General features: G+C 42.4%; 15 protein-coding genes and 1 tRNA gene. 10 read left to right on the top strand and 6 right to left on the bottom strand.

The window, feature by feature from the left end; genetic code table 11:
- Nucleotides 1–27 precede the first annotated feature (27 nt).
- The 3 genes from WDM69_RS07880 (at nucleotide 28) to hisG (ending at nucleotide 2,388) form a co-directional block, all read left to right on the top strand.
- Entirely contained in the window at nucleotides 28–273 is a 246-nt protein-coding gene (locus WDM69_RS07880; RefSeq protein ID WP_078307824.1) for a BolA family protein, read from the top strand.
- A gap of 105 nt (nucleotides 274–378) precedes the next feature.
- On the top strand, nucleotides 379–1,638 hold the full coding sequence (gene murA / locus WDM69_RS07875) for a UDP-N-acetylglucosamine 1-carboxyvinyltransferase (protein WP_078307825.1): 1,260 nt from the start codon (nucleotides 379–381) through the stop codon (nucleotides 1,636–1,638).
- 111 nt (nucleotides 1,639–1,749) lie between these two features.
- A complete protein-coding gene (gene hisG / locus WDM69_RS07870) occupies nucleotides 1,750–2,388 on the top strand; it encodes an ATP phosphoribosyltransferase (RefSeq protein ID WP_078307827.1) in 639 nt (212 codons plus the stop codon).
- A gap of 188 nt (nucleotides 2,389–2,576) precedes the next feature.
- Here hisG and pnuC read toward each other — a convergent pair whose 3' ends face one another.
- Both pnuC and nadR read right to left on the bottom strand, forming a co-directional pair.
- Nucleotides 2,577–3,323: a nicotinamide riboside transporter PnuC gene (gene pnuC, locus WDM69_RS07865; protein WP_078307828.1), complete on the bottom strand. Its 747-nt coding sequence runs from the start codon at nucleotides 3,321–3,323 to the stop codon at nucleotides 2,577–2,579.
- A 55-nt stretch (nucleotides 3,324–3,378) separates the two neighbouring features.
- Nucleotides 3,379–4,566: a multifunctional transcriptional regulator/nicotinamide-nucleotide adenylyltransferase/ribosylnicotinamide kinase NadR gene (gene nadR / locus WDM69_RS07860; protein ID WP_078307830.1), complete on the bottom strand. Its 1,188-nt coding sequence runs from the start codon at nucleotides 4,564–4,566 to the stop codon at nucleotides 3,379–3,381.
- A 262-nt stretch (nucleotides 4,567–4,828) separates the two neighbouring features.
- On the opposite strand from nadR, the gene WDM69_RS07855 reads away from it, so the two are divergent.
- Complete coding sequence (locus WDM69_RS07855; RefSeq protein WP_078307831.1) at nucleotides 4,829–5,041, top strand: PspC domain-containing protein; 213 nt, start codon at nucleotides 4,829–4,831, stop codon at nucleotides 5,039–5,041.
- A 442-nt stretch (nucleotides 5,042–5,483) separates the two neighbouring features.
- Here WDM69_RS07855 and WDM69_RS07850 read toward each other — a convergent pair.
- The 3 genes from WDM69_RS07850 to gmk all read right to left on the bottom strand — a co-directional run bounded on the left by WDM69_RS07850 (nucleotide 5,484) and on the right by gmk (nucleotide 6,720).
- Nucleotides 5,484–5,559 (bottom strand) — tRNA-Asn (locus WDM69_RS07850).
- Between the two features lie 144 nt (nucleotides 5,560–5,703).
- Complete coding sequence (gene rpoZ / locus WDM69_RS07845; protein WP_078307832.1) at nucleotides 5,704–5,964, bottom strand: DNA-directed RNA polymerase subunit omega; 261 nt, start codon at nucleotides 5,962–5,964, stop codon at nucleotides 5,704–5,706.
- Between the two features lie 141 nt (nucleotides 5,965–6,105).
- A complete protein-coding gene (gene gmk, locus WDM69_RS07840; RefSeq protein ID WP_338755267.1) occupies nucleotides 6,106–6,720 on the bottom strand; it encodes a guanylate kinase in 615 nt (204 codons plus the stop codon).
- 352 nt (nucleotides 6,721–7,072) lie between these two features.
- On the opposite strand from gmk, the gene acpP reads away from it, so the two are divergent.
- Both acpP and lysM read left to right on the top strand, forming a co-directional pair.
- Nucleotides 7,073–7,309 (top strand): acyl carrier protein, encoded by a 237-nt coding sequence (gene acpP, locus WDM69_RS07835; RefSeq protein ID WP_078307835.1) that lies wholly within the window; start codon nucleotides 7,073–7,075, stop codon nucleotides 7,307–7,309.
- Between the two features lie 79 nt (nucleotides 7,310–7,388).
- Nucleotides 7,389–7,898 (top strand): peptidoglycan-binding protein LysM, encoded by a 510-nt coding sequence (lysM, locus tag WDM69_RS07830; RefSeq protein WP_078307836.1) that lies wholly within the window; start codon nucleotides 7,389–7,391, stop codon nucleotides 7,896–7,898.
- 116 nt (nucleotides 7,899–8,014) lie between these two features.
- Here lysM and WDM69_RS07825 read toward each other — a convergent pair whose 3' ends face one another.
- On the bottom strand, nucleotides 8,015–8,515 hold the full coding sequence (locus WDM69_RS07825) for a hypothetical protein (RefSeq protein WP_078307837.1): 501 nt from the start codon (nucleotides 8,513–8,515) through the stop codon (nucleotides 8,015–8,017).
- A gap of 755 nt (nucleotides 8,516–9,270) precedes the next feature.
- Between WDM69_RS07825 and WDM69_RS07820 the strand changes: the two genes are divergently transcribed.
- The 4 genes from WDM69_RS07820 to ilvC all read left to right on the top strand — a co-directional run bounded on the left by WDM69_RS07820 (nucleotide 9,271) and on the right by ilvC (nucleotide 13,181).
- Entirely contained in the window at nucleotides 9,271–10,980 is a 1,710-nt protein-coding gene (locus tag WDM69_RS07820; protein ID WP_240494930.1) for an acetolactate synthase 3 large subunit, read from the top strand.
- On the top strand, nucleotides 10,980–11,498 hold the full coding sequence (gene ilvN / locus WDM69_RS07815) for an acetolactate synthase small subunit (RefSeq protein WP_078307839.1): 519 nt from the start codon (nucleotides 10,980–10,982) through the stop codon (nucleotides 11,496–11,498). The genes WDM69_RS07820 and ilvN overlap by 1 nt, the downstream gene beginning before the upstream one ends.
- A 3-nt stretch (nucleotides 11,499–11,501) precedes the next feature.
- Nucleotides 11,502–12,083, top strand: coding sequence for a hypothetical protein (locus tag WDM69_RS07810; RefSeq protein WP_078307841.1), 582 nt, complete (start codon nucleotides 11,502–11,504; stop codon nucleotides 12,081–12,083).
- Nucleotides 12,084–12,158: 75 nt separating this feature from the next.
- Entirely contained in the window at nucleotides 12,159–13,181 is a 1,023-nt protein-coding gene (gene ilvC / locus WDM69_RS07805; protein WP_066891434.1) for a ketol-acid reductoisomerase, read from the top strand.
- Nucleotides 13,182–13,283: the final 102 nt, after the last annotated feature.

Raw genomic sequence — 13,283 nt, 5'->3', positions numbered from 1 at the left:
TGACCAAAACCATTTAGGACGTTGCCCATGACCGCTGATGATTTAATCGCTTTTTTACAGCCACATTTTCCTAACGCCACCATTGATGCTGTCAATCAAGGTAATAAGTTTGAGTTGCGTATCATTGATGATGGGTTTACTGGCAAGCGATTGGTACAACGCCAACAGGCTGTTTATGCCTTGACCAACCATTTTATCAGTAGTGGCGAAATCCACGCCCTAAATATTCACGCCTTAACCTTTGCTGAATGGCAAAATCAAGCCAATTCGTGAAATGGCCAATGGTTTAACAGCCAGTGCAACCGAACACACATCGCCACCATTTCATTATTTTTTTGATGCAATATTTTTTGACGCAATACAGACAGAAGCAATAACATGGACAAATTTTTAATCACAGGCAATGGTCGCATCGCTGGAGAAGTGGCCATTTCAGGGGCAAAAAATGCCGCATTGCCCCTATTGGCAGCGATGATTTTGGCAAAAACGCCCACCACGCTGCACAATGTCCCCAGTCTGCAAGATGTGCGTACTTTGATTAAATTGATTGGTGGCATGGGCATTGCCATTGACAAACAAGGCGATACCGTCAACTGTGATGCTAAGACCATCGATGGCTGTTTTGCCCCGTATGAATTGGTCAAAACCATGCGAGCGTCTATTTTGGTGTTAGGGCCATTATTGGCGCGCTTTGGCGAAGCTGAAGTGTCCTTGCCAGGGGGGTGTGCCATTGGCTCTCGCCCTGTTGATCAGCACCTAAAAGCATTTGAAGCGATGGGGGCAACCATCACGGTAGAAAATGGCTATGTGAAAGCTCGTGCGCCCAAAGGTGGTCGGCTTATCGGCTGTGACCATAGTTTTGATGTGGTAACGGTTGGCGGTACTGAAAATGTCATCATGGCAGCAGTGTTGGCAAAAGGGGTGACTCGCCTTGAAAATTGTGCCAGAGAGCCTGAAGTGGTTGACCTTGCCAACATGTTGGTCAAAATGGGGGCAAAAATTCATGGCATTGGCACTGCAACGATGATGATTGAAGGTGTAGATAGCTTGCACGGTTGTGAATATCGTGTCATTGCTGACCGCATTGAGACAGGCTCTTATTTGGCAGGTGCTTTGATGAGTGGGGGTGATGTGTTGACCAAAAACACATCGGCAGAGTTTTTGCACCCAGTATTACATAAATTTGAACAAATGGGCGCAACCGTCAGCACAGGCGATGATTGGATACGAGTGCAAATGACAGGTCGCCCTAAGCCTGTGGATATTCGCACCCAGCCACATCCCGGCTTTCCAACCGACATGCAAGCTCAACTGATGGCAGTGTGTTGTTTGGCTGATGGCACAAGCACCATCATCGAGAACATCTTTGAAAACCGTTACATGCACGTGCCAGAGTTAAAGCGTCTTGGGGCAGACATTCGGATTGATGGGCATACAGCGGTGGTAACAGGGGTGTCAGGCTTTACCGCAGCCCCCGTGATGGCAACTGATTTGCGAGCGTCGATGTCGCTTGTGATGGCGGCGGCGGTGGCAGATGGTCAGACGGTACTTGACCGTATTTATCACATTGACCGTGGCTATGAAAATGTGGAAAACAAATTGCATGGCTTGGGTGTCAACATTGAGCGTATTAAATAATTGAGCGTATTAAATAATGGCAAAGCCTTTCTTAAAATGGGCAGGGGGCAAAAGTAGATTTGTCCCCTTTAATCCATAACAATACCATCTAAAATTGAATGACTGAACGATATGACCGATACCCATAACGGCTTAACCCTGGCCTTATCTAAGGGACGCATTTTAAAAGAGACGTTACCTTTATTTAAGACTGCTGGTATTGAATTGCTTGAAAATCCTGACAAATCTCGCAAACTGATATTTCCCACCACGCACCCAAGCGTACGGATATTAATATTGCGAGCATCTGATGTGCCAACTTATGTAGAGCATGGGGCGGCGGACTTTGGCGTGGCAGGCAAAGATGTCTTACTTGAACACGGAGCAAAACACCTGTATGAATTGCTGGATTTGCAAATTGCCCAATGCAAGCTGATGACCGCAGGGATTAAAGGGCAGGCATTGCCCAACCGCCGTTTGCGTGTTGCCACCAAATATGTCAATGTGGCACGTAACCATTTTGCCAGTCAAGGTGAGCAAGTCGACATCATCAAGCTATACGGCTCAATGGAGCTTGCCCCTTTGGTGGGGCTGGGTGATTTGATTGTGGACGTGGTGGACACAGGCAACACCCTAAGAGCCAATGGGCTTGAACCACTTGAGCATATTTGTGATGTGTCATCACGCTTGATTGTCAATCAAGTCAGTTACAAACGTAAATTTGCTTTACTTAAGCCAATTTTGAGCAGTCTGAAATCAGCTTCTGTTTGATGTTTTTTGTCAAATTGACAGGCTTGGCACACCAATTTAGCACACAAGCCTAACATATCAACTTAGAACATAAGCTTGGCACAAACGCAAGTGTGCCATTTTTCAAACTGCCTATCCATTGTCCTTGCACGCACATATCAGCAATAAACCAGTGTTTAAAAAATGGCGTTTAAAAAACAGCGTTTGGTTTAAGAATGGGCATCAAAATTCCGCTCATTTTTGTACCACTCATACAACCCCACAAAGGCATTTATCTGATATACCATTGTCTGAATGGCAAAAATCACATTGCCACTCATTAAATTGACAATCAACCAAACAAAATTTACCGCAATCCACAACCACCAATTCAATGAATACCGCAAAATCATCATTGCTTGAGCCGTGATTGACAGTACAAACGCCAACACATTAATCCAAAAAAAGTCAATCCAGCCCAAAAACTGACTGCCATCATCTTCAACCACCACATAACCCATGTCTGCCAGCCACGCATTCACCGTTGGAAACAATGCCAGCCCCACCGCAATAAACCCAGCCGTTACCAGCAACACCCACTTATTGGCAGATTTTGGCACCATATTGCCGTCACCATCGGTATTTTTTGACCAATAAAACAGCCCATACACATGGGTAAAAAAATTAAACATCGGAGCGAGCATCAACCCCACCGACCCAGCCGTTGCCTGTACCACCACTTCACCAGCGGTTGCCGTCATGCCCAGCCCATTGCCCATCACATTTTTGCGAAACGACAAGCTCACCACACACAAAAGCCCAACGAACGATACCCCCAAATAAAACCAATCCAGCCCTGCCCGCTCAGTAAACCGCCAAAAGCCCACCGACAACGCCAACACCCCACACACAAACCACGTTATAATCCAATGTGTCGCCCACTTGCCTGTGATATTATCCAATAACTTAATTCGCATCACTTTATCCCTTAAAACTTGATTTTTTAACATTTGATTTTTTAGACAAATCAAACTACCGTCCAAAAACCACTTTATCCACAAACCTCACCGCTGCCAAATACCGCTGATGATACGTCTTGTCATCAATACAATGTGGCTCAATCCCATGCCGAGCAAAAATATCATTTAACCGCCTTTTAAAGCGATTGCGAGCATCATTACTGCCCAGTGAACGCATGCCATCAGCAACCCAAGGCGTATTGTTATCCAGCATGATGGTGTGATCCAACCGAAAGGTTTCAATACATGCTGTCAAAAACGGATGTGTTCGCCCTTCGTATTCTTCACAAAATGCTTGCGTGGTCACAAAATCTGTGTCCACAAAGGTTACAGGAGCGTCCGCCTGATTCACCGCTTCACGAATGGCTTGCTCATGGTCAGTTGCTATCCGTGGATAATCATCATACTGCATGCCCACTTCACTGCCACCCAAATCCGTCTGGACAAACAATCGACCCATCTCTAACGCATGACTTGCCCCATAATGATTAACCAACTTATGCAGTAGGGTGGTTTTCCCTGAGCTTTCACCACCGACAATCGCCACCGTCTTGGTATAACTACCACGAGCCTTCGGGTGAATGGCGTGCCAATGATGGGCAGGATTGGCGTGTATTTCTTGATGGCTGGGCTGATGGCCAGCTTTTGTCTTATTGGGCAGATGATGCACCGTCAGTCCTGCGGGGGTAACTTTAATGGTAACTTGGTCTTGAATGGTAACTTGGTCTTGGGTATCAACTTGGGGAATAACGCTGCCATGCTGAGCATCATGCTTAACATCAGTATCGGTATCAATCAATGTTTCAGCAATCACATAAACCGCCATTTGTGTCAAATCCTGCTCACAAGCGTTGTCTGTATCAGCCACCGTATCAGCCGTCATTGACAAAAAATCTGCCACAATGTCATCAATCCCATTTTTATCATCAACCTTATCACAACTGTCTGCTGCTAATACCGAGGTGCTGGTGTGAATATGAATAAACGGCAAATCAGCACAGGCCATCTGTAGCCAACGAGCCTTATCCGCCAAAGTAATGTTAAAATTGGGGTTAGGCTTGGGGTGTGTTGTGATTAACACATGCAACTTTTTGGTTTGCCCTGACAGGTCTATGATTTGTTGCATGTGCGTAAGCGTTAACGGCTCAAAGTGATCAATCAATAAGGCAGTGGGGGCAAGTGAGTGTTTATCTGTGGTCATAAGTTTGTGTTTACTGATTTTACTATGAAAATGGCTTAGTGGCAGTGGCTTTAGTGGGCGTGGCTTAGTATGATTATCATCTATTCTTAAACTTAAGCAAGCTTTGGTAGCAAAAATACACAAAGCAAGGGGCAAATGACCATGGACTTTTTATAAAAATCTCTTATACTTATCAATAAGATAAGTAAACAAACAATGCTGACTTACCAGTCAATAATTAATTTTTTATTCAATTGCTTAGATTTTTGTTTGGAATTGTAACATGGACAAACTCACCAAATTGCATCGCTCTCGTAAGCATCGTATGGTGGCAGGGGTCATGGGTGGCATTGCTGAATATTTAGGCTGGTCACCCACCATGACACGTTTATTATTCGTGATTATTTCTACCGCCAGTGCTGCGGTTCCAGGTATTTTGATTTACATTGTTTTGTGGCTACTGATGCCAAATGCCACCGCCAAATCTTATCAATAAGGCTTGAATGCCAAACTGATAAATCACAAGCGATAAATAAAATAACAGACATCAGTATAAAAAAATAAGCACGCATATTCATTGCTGATGCCATCTGTTATCAAAAAATCAATTAAAAAATCAATCAAAAACCACTTGAAAAATTAGCCAATATCCTTATTATGGTTGATTATTAATAATAATAATAATAAAAATAAAACCAGTGGCAAACGTTGTGGTTAATGTTGCTTATCAATGGTTATCACATGACCAGATTGTCATAGCCACCGATGTCTGACAGATGAATCATCATCCATAACAGACCATTTTCCTCCTGCCCAGATGCCCTGATACATCTGGGTATTTTTTTGTCTGAATTTTTTATTGACATTTTTTGTCAATGTACAGACATAAAAAAACCGCCATAAGGGGTATGATGGCGGTCTTGGCATAAGCCAAAAAGTGGCTCCCCAACCTGGGCTCGAACCAGGGACACACGGATTAACAGTCCGATGCTCTACCAACTGAGCTATTGGGGAATAAGTTCTGTAACTTTCATTGAGTGGGCGTATTCTACCAAAGATAATTTATTCGTCAAGACTTTTTTTATCTTTTATAAAAAAATGAGGCAATCCACATCATTTTACGCCACATCATCTCATTCATCTCACGTGCCAAACTGACTAAAAACCATGACCTGAAGCAAAACTCAGCTCCATGCGATTGGTGGCAAAATCCAGTTCGGTTTGTTTTAAAATGTCTTTATCCACATTACCTGCGGCGATTTCTCTTAGTGCCAATACCGTTGGTTTGTCATTTTCTACGGCAACGGTTGGCTCTGCAATGCCCTTGGCAAGTTGACGAGCGCGCTTGCTGGCGACCAAAATTAACTCAAAACGGTTATCCACTTTATCCAAACAATCTTCAATGGTGATGCGTGCCATGTTAAACCCTCACTTGATATCAATCGCTAAGTGTGATTGCCAATGATGACAATCAGTCAAACGGCTGATGATAGCAGAACCCATAACAATTCGCCAGTAGCAGATGTGGTTATTCCATGAAAAGGTCATTTTATGAAAAGGTCATTGTGTCAATAAATCACTGATAAGGGCTTGATGCTTGATGCTTTGTTTGGCTTGGGTCAGCCGTTGGCTGATGATGATGGCGGTCAGTTCTGCTAACGCTGTGGCAAAATCATCATTAATCACCAGATAATCAAAGTTGACATGGTTTTTCATCTCAGTGACTGCCCCTGACAGACGATTGTTAATGACGTCTTCGCTGTCTGTGGCTCTATTACACAGACGTTCACTTAAAGTGGACTTGCTGGGTGGTAGGATAAAAATCATCACCGCATCAGGCAGAAGTTTTTTGACTTGCAATGCTCCTTGCCAGTCGATTTCTAAGATGACATCAACACCTTTAGCCAGCATGTCTTTGACGCTTTGTTCTGATGTGCCATAATAATTATCAAAGACATGAGCATGCTCTAAAAATTGTCCCTGTTCAATCCCATTTTTGAAGTCATCGGTGGTGATAAAATGATAATGCTGTCCGTCAATTTCTCCTGCTCTTGGTGAGCGTGTGGTGTGCGATATGCTCACTTTTAAGTTGTCTATGGATTTCAGCAGTGCTTTCACTAAGGAAGTTTTGCCTGTGCCTGATGCCGCCGTGATGATAAAAAGTGATCCTGACATATGACCTCACATGCAAAAAGGGTGATGAATGGTGATGACTGATTGGCTACAAATTATTACAGTGTACATATGTTAACTTTTTTATAATCATAAAGCTGTCATACTTGCTATGGCTGTTATGTTTACCATGACTTGGGTGCGATGGTTTGGGTGCGATGGTTTGGCGATTTTAAGCAGATGCTTCAGTGAGTGGTGAAAACAATCGTCTAAAAACCATCTAAAATCTAAAAACTGTCTAAAAATGAGTTAAGTGGCACATTAATCTGCCCAAAAAATCTGCCCAAAATGGTAAAAATTTGCTAATATGCTGACGTTTATTTTAGCACACAATCTGAATTTAAGGAGTATTATCATGAGTAATGATGTTGAACTACAAGTAAAATCAGCGGTTGCTGAACAGTTGGGCAAAAATATAGAAGAAATCAGCAATGATGCGTCTTTTATGGAAGACTTAGGTGCAGATTCGCTTGATTTGGTTGAGTTAATCATGACCTTTGAGAGTGATTTTGGCATCACCATTCCTGATGAAGACTCAAGCGAGCTGACCACAGTACAAAAAGCCATTGACTATGTGAAAGAAAATCTATAACGCTTTTTATAACTTTTAATCTTTTTATTCATCTTTTTATAATTTTTAATTTTTTATAATTTTTAATAAGGAATATGTGATGGGAATTTTTAGTTTTGCTAAAGATATTGGTGATAAGATTTTTAATCGTGATGATGCCAAACATGACGCACAAAAAGAAACCCAAGCAGATGCTGCCAAACCACCAGCCACTACTGAGCCATCTGCTCAATCGGTTGCCAATTTGTTATTAAAACGCATTCAACAACAAAATGTCAATATTGACAACTTAAAAGTGAAATACAATGGCACGACAGACACCGCAGAAATCAGTGGTACTGCCAAAACTCAAGCCGACCGTGAAAAAGCCATCATCGCTGTTGGCAATGTGCAACATGTGGCTAAAGTGGTTGATGCTATTGATGTGCAAGACAAAGCTCCTGAATCACAAATGTACACGGTGAAATCTGGCGATACTTTGTCTAAGATTGCACGTGATATGTATGGCGATGCCAACAAATACATGCAAATCTTTGAAGCCAATAAGCCCATGTTAAGCAATCCTGATAAGATTTATCCTGGTCAAGTGTTGCGTATTCCTAAAGCGTAATTTGGGCTTTTTTCTTATTCATATCATATTCATATTACGTTCATATCAAAACGTCCCTTAGCTTAAGGGACGTATTTTTTTGAGATGATAAGTAAAAACAATTAAGTTAAATTCACTTAAGTGGTTTGACCAGAGCAGTACTGGTTGAGTGCTTGTTGAATTTTATCTCGTCTTTGTTCAATGGTTTGGTCATCTAAGAACTGCTTTGAGCCATCATCGGCTTGCTCGTAGATGCGACCGCCTGAGTTTAGGCTTGCTAAGTTGTTACGCAAGCTTTGGCAACGGCGGATGTTTTCTTGTTTTTCAAGCTCGTCAATGCGTTTTTGCATGGCTTGCTTTTCTTGGTCTTGAGTTGTTGGGGCATTGTTTTGGGCGTTGGGGTCGGTTGTGCCTGCCATTTGTCCTGCATCGACTTGTCTTCCATCGCTTCTGAGTTCAACCACTTCAAATTTGCCATTGGTTGGGGGAAATTGGCTGAATCTGATTTCACCATGATTGCCAGTGGATTTATAGTAAGTAATGGCATTGCCATTGACTGCTGATAGTGCCAACACCCCGCTGATGCTCAGTCTGAACAGCAAGTTAAGCCATTGGGTATTAAATGGAGATGATTTCATCGTTGTGTCCTATAAAAAAAGATAAAAAAAGAAGTCTAAAAACCAGATGAGACTATGATAACAAATTTGCCTAAACAATCATTCAGTTGTGTCAAGATTATTGTATAACACATTGTTTGGTCAAGTGTTCAGATTATTTTCTTGACAAGACTTAATAAATTCATGATGATTAGGGCATAGATTAGTCAGTCATCGCTGGTGTATCGTTGCGGCAGATGATTTGTAAGTCAATGACAGGCAGTATTTATCAATGCTGTTATTTATCTTTGATGAAAGGTGGTCTTGGCTTCTTTGTGATGTGGGTTGAGTGCTTGGCATTGTGATGTGTCAAACTGACTCATCATCTTGGACTTACCGGTCTACAATGACTTTATGCCATTTTTAGCTGTCAGATGTGTGTTTTTAGCATGACTTTAAGCATTCACATGACGGTAAGCATTAAATTGGTGTCATGCCATGGTAAACCGCCATCAGCCATGATTTTGTGCGTTACATTGTGTTTTGCTTTGTACTTTATTACGGTATTTTTGGCACTTATCTAAGTCCTTGATATATTTACCCCATCAATCTATTTTAATGGTCTATAAATCGTATGCGATTTTATTGGCTTTTTTGATGAAGAGGATTTGTATAAAGAGGATTTAACGGTGACGCAGACAACGCAAAGCCCAAATATGACAGGGCATACACAGACGGCAGATGCGGCAAAGGATTTTCGCCAAGACCAAGAGCGTCTTGCATCAGGGCAAGAGGTGATGCTCTCTGGTGCTGAGATACTGGTACAAGCCTTGATTGATGAGGGTGTGGAGTATATTTTTGGCTATCCTGGTGGGGCGGTGTTACACATTTATGATGCCCTATTTAAGCAAGACAAAATAGAACATATTTTGGTTCGCCACGAGCAGGCGGCAGGACACATGGCGGATGCTTATAGCCGTGTTACAGGGCGTACAGGGGTGGTGCTGGCGACATCAGGACCGGGTGCGACCAATACAGTTACCGCCATCGCCACAGCGTTTATGGACAGCATTCCCATGGTGGTGATCACAGGGCAAGTGCCATCTGGCTTGATAGGTGATGATGCCTTTCAAGAATGCGACATGATTGGGGTGTCTCGCCCTGTGGTGAAACACAGTTTTGTTGTGCGTGACCCTAAAGACATTCCCATCATTGTCAAAAAAGCATTTTATATTGCGTCTTCAGGAAGACCGGGCCCTGTTGTCATTGATGTGCCAAAAGACATGACTGCGCCAAATGAGAAGTTTGCTTATCATTTTCCTAAAACAGTGCATGTGCGATCATATCAGCCATCGGTTAAAGGTCATACAGGACAGGTCAAAAAAGCCATTGATGCTTTATTATCCGCCAAGCGTCCTGTCATCTATTCAGGTGGTGGTGTTATTTCAAGCCATGCTCACAAAGAGCTAAGACGGTTGGCACAACGCCTTAACTTACCTGTTACGACCACTTTAATGGGATTGGGGGCGTATCCTGGGTCTGACCATCAATTTTTGGGCATGCTGGGCATGCACGGCACTTATGAAGCCAACATGACCATGCACCACGCTGATGTCATCTTAGCGGTGGGGGCAAGGTTTGATGACCGTGTAACCAATAACGTCAATAAATTTTGTCTCAATGCCACCATCATTCATATTGACATTGACCCTGCGTCTATCTCAAAAACCATCAATGCCCATATACCCATCGTGGGTGATGTCAAATCCGTATTGACAGACATGTTAGAGCAGATGGGAGCTGATGCCACGCTGGATTCTCACGCCATGCAGGATTGGTGGTCGCAGATTGATGAGTGGCGTAAACGTCATGGTCTTAAATACGATACTGACACCAGTCAAGGCATCAAACCGCAACAAGTGATTGAAGCCCTTTATAAAATCACCAATGGACAAGCCATCATCACCAGTGATGTCGGTCAGCATCAGATGTTTGCAGCCTTGTATTACAAGTACGATGAGCCACGCCAATGGCTAAACTCAGGTGGGCTAGGTACGATGGGTGTGGGTTTGCCCTATGCCATGGCAGCCAAGTTGGTCTGCCCAGAGCGTGATGTGGTGTGTATCACAGGTGAAGGCTCAATTCAGATGAACATTCAAGAGCTCTCTACTTGTTTACAGTATGATTTACCTGTTAAGATTTTAAATTTAAACAACGCTCAGCTTGGTATGGTCAAGCAGTGGCAAGACATGCTTTATGAAGGCAGACACGCCCAGTCGTATATGCAGTCATTGCCTGATTTTGTCAAATTGGCAGAAAGTTATGGACATAAAGGCGTAAAAATCACCAACCCCAAAACCATGGAACAAGAGCTAAAACAAGCCCTAGAAATGGATGGTTTGGTATTTATTGATGTGTATGTGGATAGAAATGAACATGTCTACCCCATGCAAGTGGCTGGGCAATCGATGCGTGATATGTGGCTAGCAAAAGGGGAACGCACCTAATGACTCAGAATAATCAACAAAATAATCAACAGCACTTAATCTCCGTGTTAATGGAAAATGAAGCAGGGTCATTATCACGTTTGGTTGGGTTGTTTAGTCAACGTGGTTATAATATTGAAACATTAAACGTGGCTGCCACCGAAGACCCCAGCATCTCACGATTGACATTGACCACCATCACATCGCCCAGTAAAATTGAGCAAATCACCAAACAGTTACATAAGCTGATTGAAGTGGTGAAAGTCATTAACTTGACCGACAATAAGCATGTTGAACGAGAGTTGATGCTGATAAAGGTGAGAGCGATGGGTAATGTGCGTGAAGAAATCAAGCGTTCAGCAGACATCTTTAGAGCCCAAATTGTTGATGTGACTGCCAATATCTATACAGTGCAAATTGTTGGGGACGCTGCCAAGCTGGACGGCTTTATTGATGTGATTGGTCGTGAACGCATTTTAGAGGTGGTGCGAAGTGGTGTGATTGGCATTGCACGGGGTGAACGTACGCTTGCGGTGTAGCTTATGGACTGGTCTGGCTTCTTTTCATCTTTTCTTGGGGTATTAGGTGCTATTCCTATTCTAGGTTTTTTGGAAAAACTCTCTTTGCAGGAAAGACAGGCAAAAAATAACATACTGCAAGAAGAGTATAAAATATTCTTTTCTAGCAAGATGAATGCTTATATGGAATTGGTTCATTTGAGGTATAAATATTCTATTATAAGCTTGGAAAATCAGTCCAGACCTGATGATTTCTTAGATAGACTAAATCTTAAAAAATTTAGCATGATTTTTCAGATAAAATCACATATCCAAGAGAATAGAATTTATTTGTCAAAAGATTTGGTTGACATTTTTGATAAATGGTACTCTCTAATTATGCCAATTTATCAAGAAGTGGATAATGTGATTTATTCTGAATTTGATAGAATTGGTCAAGAGGCTGAACATTTAGATGAAAAAGATTGTGATTTGGCAAATATTGAATTAGCTGATAGTTTTATGGAAGAAATATCTAAAAATCCAAAGATTGAAGAGTGTTGGAATATTCTTTTGGGTAAAATTGATACAGATTTCATTGCTTTGAAAAATAAGTATGATTTATAGATATTTGCTAAGCATAAACATTGAAAATTTTAATCCAACCCAACGCCATTTATGGCAATTTTAAAGGAAACTCGTATGAGCTTAAATATCTATTATGACAAAGATTGTGATTTGTCCATCATTCAAGGCAAAAAAGTTGCCATCATTGGCTATGGCTCACAAGGTCATGCCCACGCCCTAAACCTAAAAGACAGTGGCGTTCATGTAACCGTGGGCTTACGTGCAGGTTCTGCTTCTTGGAAAAAGGCCAAAAATGCTGGTCTAAACGTTGCTGAAACTGCCGACGCTGTTGCTGGTGCGGATGTGGTGATGATTTTGACCCCAGATGAATTTCAAAAGCAATTGTACGAAAATGACATTGAACCAAACATCAAACAAGGGGCAACGCTTGCCTTTGCACATGGGTTTGCCATTCACTATAACCAAATTGTGCCACGCAAAGACTTAGATGTGATTATGGTTGCCCCAAAAGCCCCCGGTCATACCGTCCGTTCTGAATTTGTCAAAGGCGGTGGTATCCCTGACCTGATTGCCATTTGGCGTGATGCGTCAGGCAATGCCAAGCAAGTGGCTCTGTCTTATGCTGCTGGCGTGGGTGGCGGTCGCTCTGGCATCATTGAGACCAGTTTTAAAGATGAGACCGAAACCGATTTGTTTGGTGAACAAGCCGTTCTTTGTGGTGGTGCGGTAGAGCTGGTTAAAATGGGCTTTGAGACTTTGGTTGAAGCTGGTTATGCTCCTGAAATGGCGTACTTTGAGTGTTTGCATGAATTAAAACTAATCGTTGATTTGATGTATGAAGGCGGTATTGCCGATATGAACTACTCAATCTCTAACAACGCAGAATATGGTGAATACGTCACAGGTGTTGAAGTCATCAATGAGCAATCTCGTGAAGCGATGCGTCATGCGTTAAAACGCATTCAATCGGGCGAATATGCCAAGATGTTCATCAGTGAGGGTCAGCTTAACTACCCGTCAATGACGGCTCGTCGCCGTAATACTGCTGAGCATGAGATTGAAAAAACGGGGGCAAAACTTCGTGCGATGATGCCATGGATTGGTGGCAACAAAATCATTGATAAAGAGAAAAATTAGGGACATGCCCTAAGACTAAGTTCGCTTATCAAATTAATTCATCAAATTTACTCATCAGACCACACACAAGCCTTGTGTCATCATGTGATGCAGGGTTTTTTT

Origin of the sequence: Lwoffella lincolnii, assembly GCF_037201985.1 — a bacterium.
GTDB classification, from domain to species: Bacteria; Pseudomonadota; Gammaproteobacteria; order Pseudomonadales; family Moraxellaceae; genus Psychrobacter; species Psychrobacter lincolnii.
Note: the sequence above shows the minus strand (reverse complement) of the source record. Positions and strands in the feature narration are given on the sequence as shown.

Excerpts from the sequence above, each read along its gene's own strand:
- WDM69_RS07880 (WP_078307824.1), top strand. The coding sequence starts at position 28 with ATGACCGCTGATGATTTAATCGCTTTTTTACAGCCACATTTTCCTAAC.
- murA (WP_078307825.1), top strand. The coding sequence starts at position 379 with ATGGACAAATTTTTAATCACAGGCAATGGTCGCATCGCTGGAGAAGTG.
- hisG (WP_078307827.1), top strand. The coding sequence starts at position 1,750 with ATGACCGATACCCATAACGGCTTAACCCTGGCCTTATCTAAGGGACGC.
- pnuC (WP_078307828.1), bottom strand. The coding sequence starts at position 3,323 with ATGCGAATTAAGTTATTGGATAATATCACAGGCAAGTGGGCGACACAT.
- nadR (WP_078307830.1), bottom strand. The coding sequence starts at position 4,566 with ATGACCACAGATAAACACTCACTTGCCCCCACTGCCTTATTGATTGAT.
- WDM69_RS07855 (WP_078307831.1), top strand. The coding sequence starts at position 4,829 with ATGGACAAACTCACCAAATTGCATCGCTCTCGTAAGCATCGTATGGTG.
- rpoZ (WP_078307832.1), bottom strand. The coding sequence starts at position 5,964 with ATGGCACGCATCACCATTGAAGATTGTTTGGATAAAGTGGATAACCGT.
- gmk (WP_338755267.1), bottom strand. The coding sequence starts at position 6,720 with ATGTCAGGATCACTTTTTATCATCACGGCGGCATCAGGCACAGGCAAA.
- acpP (WP_078307835.1), top strand. The coding sequence starts at position 7,073 with ATGAGTAATGATGTTGAACTACAAGTAAAATCAGCGGTTGCTGAACAG.
- lysM (WP_078307836.1), top strand. The coding sequence starts at position 7,389 with ATGGGAATTTTTAGTTTTGCTAAAGATATTGGTGATAAGATTTTTAAT.
- WDM69_RS07825 (WP_078307837.1), bottom strand. The coding sequence starts at position 8,515 with ATGAAATCATCTCCATTTAATACCCAATGGCTTAACTTGCTGTTCAGA.
- WDM69_RS07820 (WP_240494930.1), top strand. The coding sequence starts at position 9,271 with ATGCTCTCTGGTGCTGAGATACTGGTACAAGCCTTGATTGATGAGGGT.
- ilvN (WP_078307839.1), top strand. The coding sequence starts at position 10,980 with ATGACTCAGAATAATCAACAAAATAATCAACAGCACTTAATCTCCGTG.
- WDM69_RS07810 (WP_078307841.1), top strand. The coding sequence starts at position 11,502 with ATGGACTGGTCTGGCTTCTTTTCATCTTTTCTTGGGGTATTAGGTGCT.
- ilvC (WP_066891434.1), top strand. The coding sequence starts at position 12,159 with ATGAGCTTAAATATCTATTATGACAAAGATTGTGATTTGTCCATCATT.